We start from the raw sequence: 15,635 nt of genomic DNA, 5'->3' as shown, positions 1-15,635 counted from the left end.
TAATCTTGCGATATTCCTTCTTCGGTTCGTGTCGTCCGCACACGAAATCTCCATGCTTTATCCCACAGAATTTGACGTGATCGTCGTTGGCGGCGGTCATGCAGGCACTGAAGCCGCGCTGGCTTCGGCGAGAATGGGCTGCAAAACGCTGCTTTTGACCCATAACATCGAAACGCTCGGGCAAATGAGCTGCAATCCGTCAATTGGCGGTATCGGCAAGGGTCACCTCGTGAAGGAGGTCGACGCCCTCGGCGGTGCGATGGCAGCGGCAACCGACGAGTCGGGCATCCAGTTTCGCATCCTTAATTCGTCCAAGGGTCCAGCCGTGCGCGCCACGCGTGCGCAAGCGGATCGGGTGCTCTATAAGCAGGCTATCCGGCATCGGCTCGAGAATCAGCCGAACCTTTGGCTCTTCCAGCAGGCGGTCGACGACTTGATGGTCGAGGGCGACCGCGTGGTCGGTGCTGTAACGCAGGTGGGACTTCGGTTTCGCGCCGGGGCGGTTGTGCTAACTGCCGGGACGTTCCTCGACGGGAAGATTCACGTAGGTCTGAATAACTACGTCGGGGGGCGGGCGGGCGATCCGGCCGCAGTCTCGCTATCGGCGCGCCTGAAGGAGTTGAAGCTGCCGCAAGGGCGGCTGAAAACGGGAACGCCGCCGCGTATCGACGGGCGAACCATCGACTTCTCCGTGCTGGAGGAGCAGCCGGGCGACCTCGATCCGATTCCGGTCTTTTCTTTCCTGGGACGCGTCGAGCAGCATCCGCGGCAGATGCCGTGCTGGGTGACGCACACGAATTCGCGCACGCACGACATCATTCGCTCGGGACTCGACCGCTCGCCGATGTACACGGGCGTGATCGAAGGCGTCGGGCCGCGTTACTGTCCGTCCATCGAGGACAAGATTCACCGATTCGCTTCCAAGGAGGCGCATCAGATCTTCCTTGAGCCCGAAGGGCTGACTACCAACGAGTTTTACCCGAACGGAATCTCCACCAGCCTGCCGTTCGACGTACAGCTCGAACTCGTCCGGTCTATGCGTGGCTTGGAACACGCGCATATCCTGCGTCCGGGCTACGCGATCGAGTACGACTACTTCGATCCGCGCGCTCTGAAGGCGTCGCTAGAGACAAAAGCGATCAACGGCCTGTTCTTCGCCGGGCAGATCAACGGCACGACGGGCTACGAAGAGGCTGCGGCACAGGGGCTGTTGGCCGGCATCAACGCGGGATTGCAGGTCCAAGGGAAGGACGCGTGGTGCCCGCGGCGCGATCAGGCATATCTCGGCGTGCTGGTAGACGATCTCGTTACCCGCGGCGTCTCGGAGCCGTATCGCATGTTCACGAGCCGGGCGGAATATCGCTTGTCGCTGCGGGAAGACAACGCGGACATGCGGTTGACGGAGATCGGTAGGGAAATCGGGGTCATCGACGACGCACGCTGGGATGCATTTAGCCGCAAGCGCGACGCTGTTTCACGTGAAACAGAGCGGCTGCGTTCGACATGGGTCAACCCGAAGACGCTGCCGGCGGAAGAGGCGACCGCCTTGCTAGGCAAGCCGATTGACCACGAATACAGCCTGGCAGACTTGCTGCGTCGCCCTGGCGTCTCGTACGACGGCGTCTGCGCGTTGCGCGGCGGCACGTCCGGTCCCGACGCTCCGCTTGCAGACGATCCAGTGCTCCTCGAGCAGATCAAGGAACAGATTGAGATCGGCGTCAAATACCAAGGCTACATCGAGCGGCAAGCGAACGAAATCGTGCGCAACGGCGCGCAGGAGAACACGCGTTTGCCGGAAGGCATCGACTACAACGACGTCCGTGGCTTGTCGTTCGAGGCGCGGCAGAAGCTGATGCAACATCGTCCGGAGACGATTGGGCAGGCGTCGCGGATCTCGGGCATCACGCCAGCTGCTATCTCGCTGCTCATGGTTCACCTGAAACGCGGGCTCGGCCGTCGAGGCAAGGGGAGCAGTGGCGACGAGCAGACGCCTACGACGTCGGCGGTGCAATGACGGATCTCGCTGCGTTGTTAAATGAGGGCGCAGGCGCGCTAGGCGTCGCGCTCTCCGACGAACAGAAACAGAAACTGCTCGACTACGTCGCACTGTTGAGCAAATGGAACGCGGTCTACAACTTGACTGCCATTCGCGACCCACGGCAGATGCTCATCCAGCATATTCTGGATTCGCTCGCGATCGTGCCCGCAGCTTCGGCCCGCGGCGCAACTACTTTGTTGGACGTCGGTTCGGGCGGGGGTCTGCCGGGCATCGTGCTGGCCATCGCATTGCCGGACGTGCAGGTGACGCTGAACGACATCGTTCACAAGAAAACGGCATTCCAGTCGCAAGCGAAAGCCCAGTTGGGGCTGACGAATTTGTCTGTTGTGACCGGCCGCGTCGAAACGCTGAAGCCGGGAATCGACGTCCCGGGAAAATTCGATGTGATCGTCTCTCGCGCGTTCGCAGAGCTCACGGATTTCGCTACACTTGCCCGACATCTGGTTGCTGACCACGGTTGCATTCTCGCGATGAAAGGCGTGAAGCCCGACGCCGAAATCGCGCGCCTGCCGCAGGGCGCGGCCGTCGAAAGTATCGAACGCCTGGCGGTGCCGTTCCTCGACGCCGAGCGACATCTCGTCGAGATTCGATTCAATGCGTGAGCCCCTGCCGCACTCCAGCCATGCTGATCTTCTGACAGCGAAGAAACGAGGACATTAAACGATGGCAAAAATCTTCTGCGTCGCGAATCAGAAGGGCGGCGTTGGAAAGACGACGACAGCAGTGAACTTGGCAGCCAGTCTCGCGGGTCTCGGCCAGCGCGTGCTGTTGATCGACCTCGACCCGCAGGGGAACGCGACGATGGGCAGCGGCGTGGACAAGGCCGCTTGCGAGAACACGGTGTACGAGGTGCTGGTGGATGGCGTCACGTTGCGCGAAGCACGCGTGAGTCCGGAAGCCGTGGGCTACGATGTGCTGCCGGCAAATCGCGAACTCGCGGGCGCGGAAGTGGAATTGGTCGGGATGGAGAACCGCGAGCGCATTCTACGCGCCGCCATTGCGGACATAGCGCCGGACTATGACTTCGTGCTCATCGATTGTCCGCCCGCATTGTCGCTCCTCACGCTGAACGCGCTGTGCGCGGCGCACGGCGTCATCATCCCGATGCAATGCGAATACTTCGCGCTCGAAGGTCTCTCGGACCTCGTCAACACCATCAAGCAGATTCACGCCAATCTCAACCGCGACCTGAAGGTGATCGGACTGTTGCGCGTGATGTTCGACCCGCGGATCACGCTGCAGCAGCAGGTATCGGATCAACTGAAGGCGCACTTCGGCGACAAGGTGTTCGATGTCGTCATCCCGCGCAACGTGCGTCTCGCCGAGGCGCCCAGCTACGGCTTGCCGGGCGTCGTATTCGACAAGGCGTCCCGCGGCGCGCAGGCGTACGTCCAGTTCGGCGCGGAAATGATCGAGCGCTTGCGCGCGCTGCAACCCCAATCGATGCGGCAGGAAACGCCGACGGAGGAACCGAAATGAACGCTGTGATGAAGAAAAAGGGTTTGGGCCGCGGTCTCGACGCATTGCTCGGCGGCAGCGTCGACATCACGGAAGCCGTGCGCGGCGAGGGCGCGCCGACGGTGCTGGCGCTCGACAAGTTGCAAGCAGGCAAGTACCAGCCGCGCACGCGCATGGACGAAGGCGCGTTGCAGGAGCTCGCGTCGAGCATTCGTGCGCAGGGCTTGATGCAGCCGATTCTCGTGCGCTCCGTCGGCGACGATCATTACGAGATCATCGCGGGCGAGCGGCGTTTCCGCGCGGCGCGTCTTGCGGGTCTGGACGAAGTGCCCGTCCTGGTGAAGAACGTGCCCGATCAGGCCGCCGCGGCGATGGCGCTGATCGAAAACATCCAGCGCGAGGACCTGAATCCGCTGGAAGAAGCGCAGGGCATCCAGCGTCTCCTCGACGAATTCAGCTTCACGCACGAGCAAGCCGCCGAAGCAGTCGGGCGTTCGCGCAGCGCGGTGTCGAACCTGCTGCGTCTGTTGAATCTGGCGTCACCCGTTCAGACGATGCTGCTCGCCGGCGATCTCGACATGGGACACGCGCGCGCGCTCTTGTCTGTCGACGCCGCCACGCAAATTCAGTTGGCCAACCATGTAGTGAACCGCCGCTTGTCTGTGCGGGAAACGGAGCGCCTCGTCGCCGCGACGCTGAAGCAAACGCCCGCGAAGGCGCGCCCGCCAAGCGACGGCGGACGCGACACGCGTCGTCTGGAAGAGGAGTTGTCGGATCTGCTCGCGGCCAGCGTGAAGATCAAGGTCGGCGGCCGGGGGCGCGGTAAGGTCACGATCGACTTCGGCAATCTGGACGCGCTCGAAGGCATTCTGACGAAGCTGCGCGGCAGCATCGAAACGCCGACGCCAGCAGCGTAAAGACAAGGATCGATCTTGTCCGAGCTCGATGCCAAGGGCGTGCGCCCCGACTTCCCGGCACGCATCTGGAAGACGATTTCGAAGGAACCGGTGCTCGCGATACTCGTGCTCGCGCTGGTTCTCATCGAGGTCGTCCGTCCCCAGCCGTTGACGGCGCTGCCCGGTCTGGTCGACTGGCAGACGGTGCTCACGCTCGCCGGCCTGCTGATCCTGACCAAAGCGATCGAATTGTCAGGATTCCTAATGTGGGCGGCGCATCGGCTGGTGCATCACATACATGGCGAGCGCGGGCTCGCGCTGCTGCTCGTCGCGCTGGCGGCCGGGCTGTCCACGCTGCTGACGAACGATGTCGCGCTGTTCGCCGTCGTCCCGCTCGCGCTGTCGCTCAACAAGCTGGCGCCGCTGCCGATCAAGAAGCTCGTGATCGTGATCGCGCTGGCAGTCAACGCCGGCTCGATCCTGACGCCGCTCGGCAATCCTCAGAACCTGTTTCTCTGGCAGACGAGCGGCGTTTCCTTCGGCGTCTTCGTGTGGAAGCTGCTGCCTTTGTGCGCGGCGCTAATGGCATTGTTGTTCGCGCTGACTTTCGCGATGTTTCGCGCGACGCCGCTTGACCTCTCCGGCGATGCGGAGGCGCATCGCGTAGACCGGAGACTATGCGGCATCAGCATCGTCGCGTTTGGCGTTTTCGTGGCGCTGGCGGACGCGCATCACGCGGGACCGGCGCTGGCGGCGCTGGCCGTCGGCTTCCTCCTCTGGCGACGCGAGGTCGTGCTGAAGATCGACTACCTCCTGCTGCTCATCTTCGTGCTGATGTTCATCGTGCTTCGCAGCGCTGCCGCGTTGCCGACCATCCACGATGCCATTGCGCGCATCGGCATCCACTCGCCAATGCGCGCATTCGCCGCCGGCGCGGTGCTCTCGCAGGGCATCAGTAACGTGCCGGCGGCCATCGTGCTCGCGGAGTTCTCGAAGGACTGGCGCGCGCTCGCGTTCGGCGTGAGCGTCGGTGGGTTCGGCGTGGCAATCGGCTCGCTCGCGAATCTCATCGCCGTGCGTCTGTCGGGCGAGAAGGGCATGTGGACGCCGTTCCACGTCGTGTCGATACCCTTCTGGATCGCGGCCATGGTGATCGGCTGGGCGCTCGTTTGAAGCGTCCGGCGCAATCGGTTTCAATCTGAAAATCTACTTGCAATCGCAAGAAAAATCTTGGTTTTGAGACCGTTTTTTAAGGTTCGTCCGCTTGGCTTTTGACGCACCTAAACTATTGAATCCGTGACAACAATCGCTTACAATCCCCCGGATTTATCAGCTAGGCCACCTCGAAAGCGCCGCGAAAGCGCAAGGTGATTCTCCGGACACTGGGTTGAAGGCCTGAAGCCGAGCGCGAGTACTTCGCGTGCGGACGTCAGGCGAATGCGACGCACATGCGCAAACGAAACATGCAAGTCAGTGCTCGCTCGACCGGCGATAACCACGCCACCGGAAATCAGCCGCGCAATTCGACTGACGACTCGTGGGACGCCGAAGCGCAAGATAACAATATCGTTCCGCTCACACGGGATCAGGCAGAAAAGCTGTTCGGCCCGCAAGTGAGTCGTCCATCGCGTGTCACGCCGTATCGTGTCGTGGCGGCGCAAATGGTTTTGTCCCTGGGTGCGACGCTGCTTTGGTGGCTGTTTTACAAGCCGCCGGGCGATGCTGCGCTGTCCGCCTTTCTGGGAGGAGCGATCGCCTGGGTGCCTGCGGCTCTTTTCGCCGCGCGCCTGAAGGCGAAAAGCGGCGCCGAAACGATCATGAGCTGGATGATCGGCGAAGGCGTCAAGATGGGAGCGACGATTGCTATGTTCGTCGCCGTCGCGCTCTGGTATAAGAGCGCGCTGTGGCTGCCGTTGCTCGTCACGTACATCGTCGCGCTGAAAGCGTACTGGGTGGCCATGGCGCTGCGATGATCTTGCGGCGGCCGGTCTTCATGACCTCCCGGGTAAGTGCGGCGCAGCGTGGCCGTAGGTAGCATGAACATGAGTGCGGAACGCGTTCCGCACACGGGCCTCTCGCCCCGGAGCCGCGACGCGAAGCGGCGGCTCGGAAGCGAAGGCGGCGAAAGATTTTTGACAATTTGGGTGGCTTTAACGATATGGCAGCTAGCGAAGGAACGCACGCTCTGGATCCGTCCGAGTACATTGCGCACCACTTGCAGAATCTTTCCACGCATCCGCAGACGTCGATCTTCGACATCCACGTCTGGAATCTGGACACGCTGTTCTGGTCCATCGTATGCGGCCTTTTGACCATCATCATTCTGGGCCTCGCGGCTCGTCGGGCGACATCCGGCGTCCCCGGCCGTTTCCAGTGCGCAATCGAAATGCTCGTGGAAATGGTCGAAGACCAGTCGAAGTCGATGATCCACGGCAGCCGCCGTTTCATCGCGCCGCTCGCGCTGACCGTGTTCGTCTGGGTCGCGCTGATGAACTCGCTCGACTTCATCCCGGTTGACTTGCCTGGCCGCGTGATCGGCTGGCTCGGGCTCGAGCACGCGCTTCCGCATCATCGAATCGTGCCGACGGCCGACCTCAACGGCACCATCGGCATCGCGCTGGGCGTCTTGCTGCTGATGCTCTACTACAACATCAAGATCAAGGGCGCCGGCGGTTTCGTGCACGAACTGCTGTCCGCTCCGTTCGGCTCGCATCCGGTTCTGTGGATTCCGAACCTCGCGCTGAACATCATCGAGTTCGCCGCCAAAACGGTTTCCCTCGGCATGCGACTTTTCGGCAACATGTACGCCGGCGAGCTGCTGTTCCTGCTGATCGCGCTTCTCGGCAGCATGTGGACCTTCGGTGCGAACCTGTCCGTGCTCGGCTTCATTGGCCATGTGATCGCGGGCACGGTGTGGGCAGTGTTCCACATCCTGATCGTGTTCCTGCAGGCCTTCATTTTCATGATGCTGACGCTGGTGTATCTCGGCCAGGCGCATGACACGCACTAACGTGAGCGTGCCGGGGTCCGGAATCGTCAAAGAATCACAGTTTTAATTTTTATAAATCCAGTTCCAAAGTCTTTAATCAAAGGAGTGATCATGCAAGCTTTCATCGCCAACATCCAGGGTCTGACCGCCGTCGGTATCGGCATCATCATCGGCCTGGGTGCAATCGGCGCCTGTATCGGTATCGGTCTGATGGGCGGCAAGTACATTGAAGCGTGCGCCCGCCAGCCGGAACTGATGAACCCGCTGCAGACCAAGATGTTCCTGCTGGCTGGTCTGATCGACGCGGCGTTCCTGATCGGCGTTGGTGTGGCAATGCTGTTTGCGTTCGCGAACCCGCTGCTCGCGCGTCTCGCAGGCTGAGGTTTCTCGGAAGTGCGCGTCCGAATTTTTGACAGGACGCAGAACGGAACGGGTGAGGCGCTGATCGAGCACAACAGCCGGTTAGCGCCTTTTAACCGTTTCACTCTCCGATCAAGCAACGTTTAAGGAAACACCGTGAATCTCAACGCAACCCTGTTTGCGCAAATGGTCGTGTTTCTGATCCTCGCGTGGTTCACGATGAAGTTCGTGTGGCCGCCGTTGATCAACGCCCTCGACGAGCGCTCGAAGAAGATTGCCGACGGCCTCGCCGCCGCCGACAAGGGCAAGGCGGAACTGGAAGCCGCGCACAAGCGCGTCGACCAGGAACTCGCGCAGGCTCGCAACGACGGCCAGCAGCGCATTGCTGACGCCGAGAAGCGCGCCGCAGCCGTCGCCGAAGAAATCAAGGCCAACGCGCAAGCCGAAGCCGCGCGCATCATCGCGCAGGCCAAGGCGGACGCCGACCAGCAAATCGTCAAGGCGCGTGAAGCCCTGCGTGCCGAAGTCGCGGCGCTGGCCGTGAAGGGCGCAGAGCAAATTCTGAGACGCGAAGTCGATCAGAAGGCTCACGCCGATCTGCTGAATCAACTCAAAACCGAGCTCTGATCATGGCCGAATTTGCAACCATCGCTCGTCCTTACGCAGAAGCGCTGTTCCGCGTGGCCGAAACCGGCGATCTCGCGGGCTGGTCCACCTTCGTCGAGGAGCTGGCACAGGTTGCGCGTCTGCCCGAAGTGGAATCGGTCGCCTCGAGTCCGAAAGTGAGCCGCGAGCAGATCACCGACTTGCTGCTCGCCGCGGTGAAGTCGCCGCTCGCTCAGGGCAACGCTCAGGCAAAGAACTTCGTGCGCATGCTGGTGGACAACCATCGTCTGCCGCTGCTGCCGGAAATCGCCGTCCAGTTCGACGAGCTGAAGAACGCCCGTGAAGGTGCGGCCGACGCGCATATCGTCAGCGCGTTCCCCCTCGAAGGCGCACAGTTGAACGACCTGGTCGCAAGCCTCGAACGCAAGTTCGAGCGCAAGCTGAAACCGATCGTCGAAATCGATCAGTCGCTGATCGGCGGCGTTCGCGTGACGGTCGGCGACGAAGTGCTCGATACCTCGGTCCGCGCGCGCCTAGCCAGCATGCAGACGGCGCTCACCGCCTGACGCTTCTTGGAAGCGCCTTAGCTGGCACGCAACAGAATTGACTATCAGGAGCGAATAATGCAACTCAATCCCTCTGAGATCAGCGAGCTGATCAAGAGCCGGATCCAGGGCCTTGAAGCGAGCGCGGACGTTCGCAACCAGGGCACCGTGATCTCCGTGACCGACGGTATCGTGCGTATCCACGGCCTGTCGGATGTGATGCAGGGCGAAATGCTCGAGTTTCCGGGCAACACCATCGGTCTTGCACTGAACCTCGAACGCGACTCCGTCGGCGCCGTTATTCTGGGCGAGTACGAGCACATCACGGAAGGCGACATCGTCAAGACGACGGGCCGCATTCTCGAAGTGCCGGTCGGCCCGGAACTGATCGGCCGCGTGGTCGATGCGCTCGGCAACCCGATCGACGGCAAGGGCCCGATCAACGCCAAGATGACCGACGCTATCGAAAAGATCGCGCCGGGCGTGATCTGGCGTAAGTCGGTGTCGCAGCCGGTGCAGACGGGTCTGAAGTCGATCGACGCGATGGTGCCGATCGGCCGCGGCCAGCGCGAGCTGATCATCGGCGACCGTCAGTGCGGCAAGAGCGCCGTGGCTGTCGACGCGATCATCAACCAGAAAGGCAAGAACCTCATCTGTATCTACGTCGCGATCGGCCAGAAGGCTTCGTCGATCATGAACGTGGTGCGCAAGCTCGAAGAAACCGGCGCAATGGCTTACACCATCGTCGTCGCGGCTTCGGCTTCGGAATCGGCAGCGATGCAGTACCTCGCGCCCTACGCCGGTTGCACGATGGGCGAATACTTCCGCGATCGCGGCGAAGACGCGCTGATCGTCTATGACGACTTGACCAAGCAAGCATGGGCGTATCGTCAGATCTCGCTGCTGCTGCGTCGTCCGCCGGGTCGTGAAGCCTATCCGGGTGACGTGTTCTATCTGCACTCGCGTCTGCTCGAGCGCGCGGCTCGCGTCTCGGAAGAGTACGTCGAGAAGTTCACGAACGGCGAAGTGAAGGGCAAGAGCGGTTCGCTGACGGCGCTGCCGGTCATCGAAACGCAAGCCGGCGACGTGACCGCGTTCGTTCCGACGAACGTGATCTCGATTACCGACGGCCAGATCTTCCTGGAAACCGACCTGTTCAACGCCGGTATCCGCCCTGCGATCAACGCGGGCGTGTCGGTGTCGCGCGTCGGTGGCGCGGCTCAGACCAAGGTCGTCAAGAAGCTGTCGGGCGGTATCCGTACCGACCTCGCGCAGTATCGTGAACTGGCCGCGTTCGCGCAGTTCGCGTCGGACCTCGACGAAGCGACCCGCAAGCAGCTGGAGCGCGGCCGCCGCGTGACGGAACTGCTGAAGCAGCCGCAGTATCAGCCGCTGCAAGTGTGGGAACTGTCGGTGGCGCTGTTCGCGGCCAACAACGGCTATCTCGACGATCTGGAAGTTGCGCGAGTGCTGCCGTTCGAAAAGGGCCTGCGCGAATACCTGAAGACGAGCCATGCCGATCTGATTAAGCGCATCGAAGACAACAAAGACTTGTCGAAGGACGACGAAGGCGCGCTGCATGCCGCGCTGAAGGACTTCAAGAAGTCGGGCGCTTATTGATCGGCACTGAGGAGCAACGCGCGGCGCATCATCGGATGGACGCCGCGCGGCTTCGATCAAGGAGTAAGCAATGGCTGGAATGAAGGAAATTCGCGGCAAGATCAAGAGCGTGCAGAACACGCGCAAGATCACGAAAGCGATGGAAATGGTCGCCGCATCCAAGATGCGCCGCGCCCAGGAGCGCATGCGTTCCGCCCGTCCGTACGCTGACCGAGTCCGCGCAATCGCAGCGCACATGAGCGCCGCGAATCCCGAGTATCGTCACCCGTTCATGGTGAAGAACGACGGCGCGAAAGCGGCTGGCCTGATCCTCGTCACGACCGACAAGGGTCTGTGCGGCGGCATGAACACGAACATCCTGCGTGCGTCGCTGAACCGCATCAAGGAACTGGATCAGAGCGGCGTGACCATCGAGGCTTCGGCCATCGGCGGCAAGGGACTCGGCTTTCTGAACCGGCTGCGCGCCCGCGTTGTGTCGCAAGTCACGCAACTGGGCGACACGCCGCATCTGGAAAAGCTGATCGGCGCGATCAAGGTGCAGCTCGACCTGTATTCGGAAGGCAAGGTCAACGCGGTGTACCTGGCGTACACGCGCTTCGTCAACACGATGAAGCAGGAGCCGGTGATCGAGCAACTTCTGCCGCTGTCGATCGACGATCTCCATAAGCAGGAAAGCGAAGCCGAGACGCCGAAGACGTCGTGGGATTACATCTACGAGCCGGACGCGCAAACCGTGGTGGACGACCTGCTCGTGCGCTACGTCGAGGCGCTCGTCTATCAGGCGGTCGCGGAGAACATGGCGTCGGAACAATCCGCGCGCATGGTCGCGATGAAGGCGGCGTCGGACAACGCGAAGAGCGTGATCAACGAACTGCAGCTCGTCTACAACAAGAGCCGTCAGGCAGCGATTACGAAAGAATTGTCGGAAATCGTCGGCGGCGCCGCGGCGGTCTGAGTTTGCTGACCGCGTGAAAGAACACAGTATCTAAAGGAAATGCGATGAGTACTACTGCTTTGGTAGAAGGCAAGATCGTACAGTGCATCGGCGCCGTTATCGACGTGGAATTTCCGCGTGCGGAAATGCCGAAGATTTACGACGCGCTCATTCTGGAAGGCACGGAACTGACGCTCGAAGTCCAGCAGCAGCTGGGCGACGGCGTGGTCCGCACCATCTGTCTGGGTGCATCCGACGGCCTGCGCCGCGGCACGATGGTCAAGAACACCGGCAAGCCGATCAGCGTGCCGGTCGGCAAGCCCACGCTCGGCCGGATCATGGACGTGCTCGGCCGTCCGATCGACGAAGCGGGCCCGATCGAATCGACGAACCTGCGTTCGATTCACCAGCAAGCGCCTTCGTTCGACGAGCTGTCGCCGTCGACCGAACTGCTCGAAACCGGCATCAAGGTTATCGACCTGATCTGCCCGTTCGCGAAGGGCGGCAAGGTGGGTCTGTTCGGCGGTGCAGGCGTGGGCAAGACCGTGAACATGATGGAACTCATCAACAACATCGCAAAGGAACACGGCGGTTACTCCGTGTTCGCGGGCGTTGGCGAGCGTACCCGTGAAGGGAACGACTTCTATCACGAAATGAAGGACTCGAACGTTCTGGACAAGGTCGCGCTGGTGTACGGCCAGATGAACGAGCCGCCGGGCAACCGTCTGCGCGTCGCGCTGACCGGCCTGACGATGGCCGAGCACTTCCGTGACGAAGGTCTCGACGTGCTGTTCTTCGTGGACAACATCTACCGTTTCACGCTTGCAGGCACGGAAGTGTCGGCACTGCTCGGCCGTATGCCGTCGGCAGTGGGCTATCAGCCGACGCTGGCTGAAGAAATGGGCAAGCTGCAAGAGCGCATCACGTCGACCAAGACCGGCTCGATCACGTCGGTTCAGGCCGTGTACGTCCCTGCGGACGACTTGACCGACCCGTCGCCGGCTACGACCTTCGGCCACCTGGACGCAACCGTCGTGTTGTCGCGTGACATCGCTTCGCTCGGTATCTATCCGGCCGTGGACCCGCTCGATTCGACCTCGCGTCAGATCGACCCGAACGTGATCGGCGAAGAGCATTACTCGATCACGCGGGGCGTGCAGCAAACGCTGCAGCGCTACAAGGAACTGCGCGACATTATCGCGATTCTGGGCATGGACGAACTGTCGCCGGAAGACAAGCTGTCGGTCGCGCGCGCTCGCAAGATCCAGCGTTTCCTGTCGCAGCCGTTCCACGTCGCTGAAGTGTTCACGGGTTCGCCGGGCAAGTACGTGCCGCTGAAGGAAACCATTCGCGGCTTCAAGATGATCGTGGAAGGCGAATGCGATCACCTGCCGGAACAGGCGTTCTACATGGTTGGCACGATCGACGAAGCCTTCGAAAAGGCCAAGAAGATCCAGTAAAGGTCGGGTGTATCGAAGCGGACGCCGGCTCGCGCCGGCGTCCTCGAACTACGCTCAACCCAGGAGTTGGACAACATGGCAACCATCAAAGTAGACGTCGTCAGCGCGGAAGAGCAGATCTTCTCGGGCCAGGCGAAGTTCGTCGCGCTGCCGGGCGAGTCCGGTGAGCTCGGCATTCTGCCGGGGCACACGCCGCTCATCACGCGCATTCGTCCGGGTGCGGTCCGCATCGAGGCGGAAGACGGTTCGGAAGAGTTCGTGTTCGTCGCGGGCGGCATTCTGGAGATTCAGCCGGGCATCGTTACCGTACTGGCCGACACCGCCATCCGCGGCGCCGATCTGGACGAAGCGAAAGCCGAGCAAGCGAAGAAGCGCGCCGAGGAAGCGATGCAGAACAACGCATCCGAACTCGAGTATGCTACGGCGCAAGCCGAACTGGCGTACGCCGCGGCGCAGCTCGCAGCGATTCAGCGTCTGCGCAAGGCGCACGCGAAGCACTGAGCGAGACGCACATTCGCGGGTCAAGAAAGCAGCCTCCGGGCTGCTTTTTTTATGCGTGCATGCCTCGGCAAATGTGCATGTCGGATGCGCGACGTTTCCCTATGCGCCTAACGCATTGATTCCGCGAAGCCGCGACCGATCTGACCGGCAAGCATTGCGGGTAACACTGAATGCCCTCGGGCGGCGTCGCCATGCACAATGGCCTTCCAGTTAGCCTTCATCCGGGCGGAGTCCATCGATGGCACACGAACCGACGCACGCCGGCGCGCAGATCGAACCGCGCGACGGCCTCTCCTATGTCCGCGGCGCGACCGATATCCCGCTCAGTGATGCCACCGTCTCGCGCTTTCTTCTGGAAACGGTCGCGCGCTTTCCAGACCGACCGGCCGTCGTGTTCCGCGAAAAAAACATCCGCTGGACGTGGCGTGAGTTCGCCAATGAGGTCGACGCGCTCGCGACCGCGCTGTTGCAGCTCGGCCTCAAAGCGGGCGATCGCGTCGGCATCTGGTCGCCGAACCGCGCTGAATGGCTGCTGACGCAGTTTGCTACCGCGCGCATCGGCGCCGTGCTGGTGAACATCAACCCGGCGTATCGGCTGGCCGAGCTAGAATACGCGCTGCAGAAGGTCGGCTGCACGGCCATCATCGCGGCCGAGCACTTCAAGACGTCGAAATACCTCGACATGCTTCAGGCACTCGCGCCCGAGTTGTCCGACGCCGAGCTCAACGACTTGCACGCGGCCAAGCTGCCTGCGCTGCGCACAGTGATTCGCATGGGCGACGGCACCACGCCCGGCATGCTGAATTTCGACGACGTCATGCGCCGGGGCCGCGCCGCGCTCGACACTGCGCGCCTCGACGCGCTCGAAGCGAAACTCGACGCCCGCGACGCGATCAACATCCAGTTCACGAGCGGCACCACCGGCAATCCGAAGGGCGCGACGCTCACGCATCGGAACATCGTCAACAACGCGCGCTATATCGCGATGGCCATGCGCCTGACCGAGGCCGATTCGCTCTGCATTCCCGTGCCGCTGTATCACTGCTTCGGCATGGTGCTGGCGGTGCTCGCGTGCGTATCGACGGGCGCGGCGATGGTCTTTCCCGGCGAAGCGTTCGATCCCGCTGCGACGCTCGCCGCCGTCCACGAAGAGGGCTGCACCGCGCTGCACGGCGTGCCGACGATGTTCATCGCGGAACTGGATCACCCCGACTTCGCGAAGTACGACCTGAGCCGCCTGCGCACGGGCATCATGGCGGGCTCGCCGTGCCCGATCGAAACGATGAAGCGCGTCGTGTCGAAGATGCACCTGAGCGAGATCACCATCGCCTACGGCATGACGGAGACGAGCCCCGTTTCGTTCCAGAGCTCGACCACGGACCCGCTCGACAAGCGCACAGCCACCGTCGGCCGCATTCAGCCGCATCTGGAGGTGAAGATCGTCGATGCGCTCGGGCAAATCGTGCCGGTCGGGGAAACGGGCGAACTTTGCACGCGCGGTTATTCGGTGATGAAAGGCTATTGGGGCGACGAAGCCAAGACGCGCGAGGCGATTGTCGATGGCTGGATGCACACTGGCGATCTCGCGACGCTCGACCCCGAGGGCTACTGCAATATCGTCGGGCGGCTAAAGGACATGCTGATACGCGGCGGCGAGAACATTTATCCGCGCGAAATCGAAGAATTTCTGTTCCGTCATCCCAAGATCCAGTCGGTTCAGGTTTTCGGCGTGCCCGACGCGAAATACGGCGAGGAAGTCTGCGCATGGATCGTGGTGCGTCCGGGTGAGCAGGCGACGGAGCAGGAAATCCGCGCTTTTTGCGAAGGGCAGATCGCGCACTACAAGATTCCGCGCTATATCCGTTTCGTCGACGAGTTGCCGATGACGGTTACCGGCAAGGTGCAGAAGTTCGTGATGCGCGCGCAGATGATCGACGAACTGAAGCTGATCGAAGCGAAAACCGCCTGATCGAGGTGTCCAGACGGCCGGCAAACGACAAAGGGAGCGCAGCGCGCTCCCTTCTGTCATGGGCAAACGATACGACAAACGCCCGAAGCGCAAGCGCGCAAACGTTTGTCCAGGCGAAAAAAAAGCGGGCCTGGAGCCCGCTAAAAACCACACGCTACGGGGTTAGCGCGAGGAGACCAACTGTGGGAGCTTCGGTTCTGCTTCAAACCGAAGAACGATCCCAACACGGATGTCCCCT

General features: G+C 61.9%; 15 protein-coding genes. All 15 read left to right on the top strand.

Translation table 11 applies throughout. The annotated features are described in order from the left end of the window. The first annotated feature begins 52 nt into the window (after positions 1-52). The 15 genes from mnmG to NCR34_RS00270 all read left to right on the top strand — a co-directional run bounded on the left by mnmG (position 53) and on the right by NCR34_RS00270 (position 15,397). Positions 53-2,014 carry a tRNA uridine-5-carboxymethylaminomethyl(34) synthesis enzyme MnmG gene (mnmG, locus tag NCR34_RS00340; protein WP_250498854.1) on the top strand — a complete coding sequence of 654 codons (1,962 nt, stop codon included), beginning with the start codon at positions 53-55 and terminating at the stop codon, positions 2,012-2,014. Beyond that, entirely contained in the window at positions 2,011-2,661 is a 651-nt protein-coding gene (gene rsmG, locus NCR34_RS00335) for a 16S rRNA (guanine(527)-N(7))-methyltransferase RsmG (protein ID WP_250498853.1), read from the top strand. Before mnmG ends, rsmG begins: the two co-directional genes overlap by 4 nt. A gap of 61 nt (positions 2,662-2,722) precedes the next feature. Then, positions 2,723-3,538, top strand: coding sequence for a ParA family protein (locus NCR34_RS00330; RefSeq protein ID WP_175938673.1), 816 nt, complete (start codon positions 2,723-2,725; stop codon positions 3,536-3,538). After that, positions 3,535-4,434 carry a ParB/RepB/Spo0J family partition protein gene (locus tag NCR34_RS00325; RefSeq protein WP_250498851.1) on the top strand — a complete coding sequence of 300 codons (900 nt, stop codon included), beginning with the start codon at positions 3,535-3,537 and terminating at the stop codon, positions 4,432-4,434. Before NCR34_RS00330 ends, NCR34_RS00325 begins: the two co-directional genes overlap by 4 nt. A gap of 15 nt (positions 4,435-4,449) precedes the next feature. Continuing rightward, positions 4,450-5,586, top strand: a complete 1,137-nt coding sequence (locus NCR34_RS00320) for an SLC13 family permease (protein WP_284506429.1) — start codon at positions 4,450-4,452, stop codon at positions 5,584-5,586. Between the two features lie 275 nt (positions 5,587-5,861). Beyond that, positions 5,862-6,386 (top strand): ATP synthase subunit I, encoded by a 525-nt coding sequence (locus tag NCR34_RS00315; RefSeq protein WP_250498849.1) that lies wholly within the window; start codon positions 5,862-5,864, stop codon positions 6,384-6,386. A gap of 185 nt (positions 6,387-6,571) precedes the next feature. Beyond that, positions 6,572-7,423, top strand: a complete 852-nt coding sequence (gene atpB, locus NCR34_RS00310) for a F0F1 ATP synthase subunit A (RefSeq protein WP_175938667.1) — start codon at positions 6,572-6,574, stop codon at positions 7,421-7,423. A gap of 90 nt (positions 7,424-7,513) precedes the next feature. Beyond that, the gene (atpE, locus tag NCR34_RS00305; protein ID WP_175938665.1) at positions 7,514-7,783 is read left to right on the top strand and encodes a F0F1 ATP synthase subunit C; all 270 of its coding nucleotides are present in this window, start codon (positions 7,514-7,516) and stop codon (positions 7,781-7,783) included. 135 nt (positions 7,784-7,918) lie between these two features. Further along, positions 7,919-8,389, top strand: a complete 471-nt coding sequence (locus tag NCR34_RS00300) for a F0F1 ATP synthase subunit B (RefSeq protein ID WP_175938663.1) — start codon at positions 7,919-7,921, stop codon at positions 8,387-8,389. Between the two features lie 2 nt (positions 8,390-8,391). Then, positions 8,392-8,934, top strand: a complete 543-nt coding sequence (locus NCR34_RS00295; protein WP_175938660.1) for a F0F1 ATP synthase subunit delta — start codon at positions 8,392-8,394, stop codon at positions 8,932-8,934. A gap of 57 nt (positions 8,935-8,991) precedes the next feature. Then, positions 8,992-10,533 carry a F0F1 ATP synthase subunit alpha gene (gene atpA, locus NCR34_RS00290; protein WP_250498847.1) on the top strand — a complete coding sequence of 514 codons (1,542 nt, stop codon included), beginning with the start codon at positions 8,992-8,994 and terminating at the stop codon, positions 10,531-10,533. 70 nt (positions 10,534-10,603) lie between these two features. Continuing rightward, entirely contained in the window at positions 10,604-11,488 is an 885-nt protein-coding gene (atpG, locus tag NCR34_RS00285; RefSeq protein WP_250498845.1) for a F0F1 ATP synthase subunit gamma, read from the top strand. A 44-nt stretch (positions 11,489-11,532) separates the two neighbouring features. Further along, positions 11,533-12,927 carry a F0F1 ATP synthase subunit beta gene (gene atpD, locus NCR34_RS00280; protein ID WP_175938653.1) on the top strand — a complete coding sequence of 465 codons (1,395 nt, stop codon included), beginning with the start codon at positions 11,533-11,535 and terminating at the stop codon, positions 12,925-12,927. Between the two features lie 75 nt (positions 12,928-13,002). After that, entirely contained in the window at positions 13,003-13,428 is a 426-nt protein-coding gene (locus tag NCR34_RS00275) for a F0F1 ATP synthase subunit epsilon (RefSeq protein WP_175938650.1), read from the top strand. Between the two features lie 238 nt (positions 13,429-13,666). Then, positions 13,667-15,397, top strand: a complete 1,731-nt coding sequence (locus NCR34_RS00270; protein ID WP_250498843.1) for an AMP-binding protein — start codon at positions 13,667-13,669, stop codon at positions 15,395-15,397. The last annotated feature ends 238 nt before the right edge of the window (positions 15,398-15,635 follow it).

The organism is Caballeronia sp. GAWG1-5s-s, assembly GCF_023631445.1.
Taxonomy (GTDB): domain Bacteria; phylum Pseudomonadota; class Gammaproteobacteria; order Burkholderiales; family Burkholderiaceae; genus Caballeronia.
The sequence above is the reverse complement of the archived record's forward strand: the minus strand, read 5'-3'. Positions and strand labels throughout refer to the sequence as shown.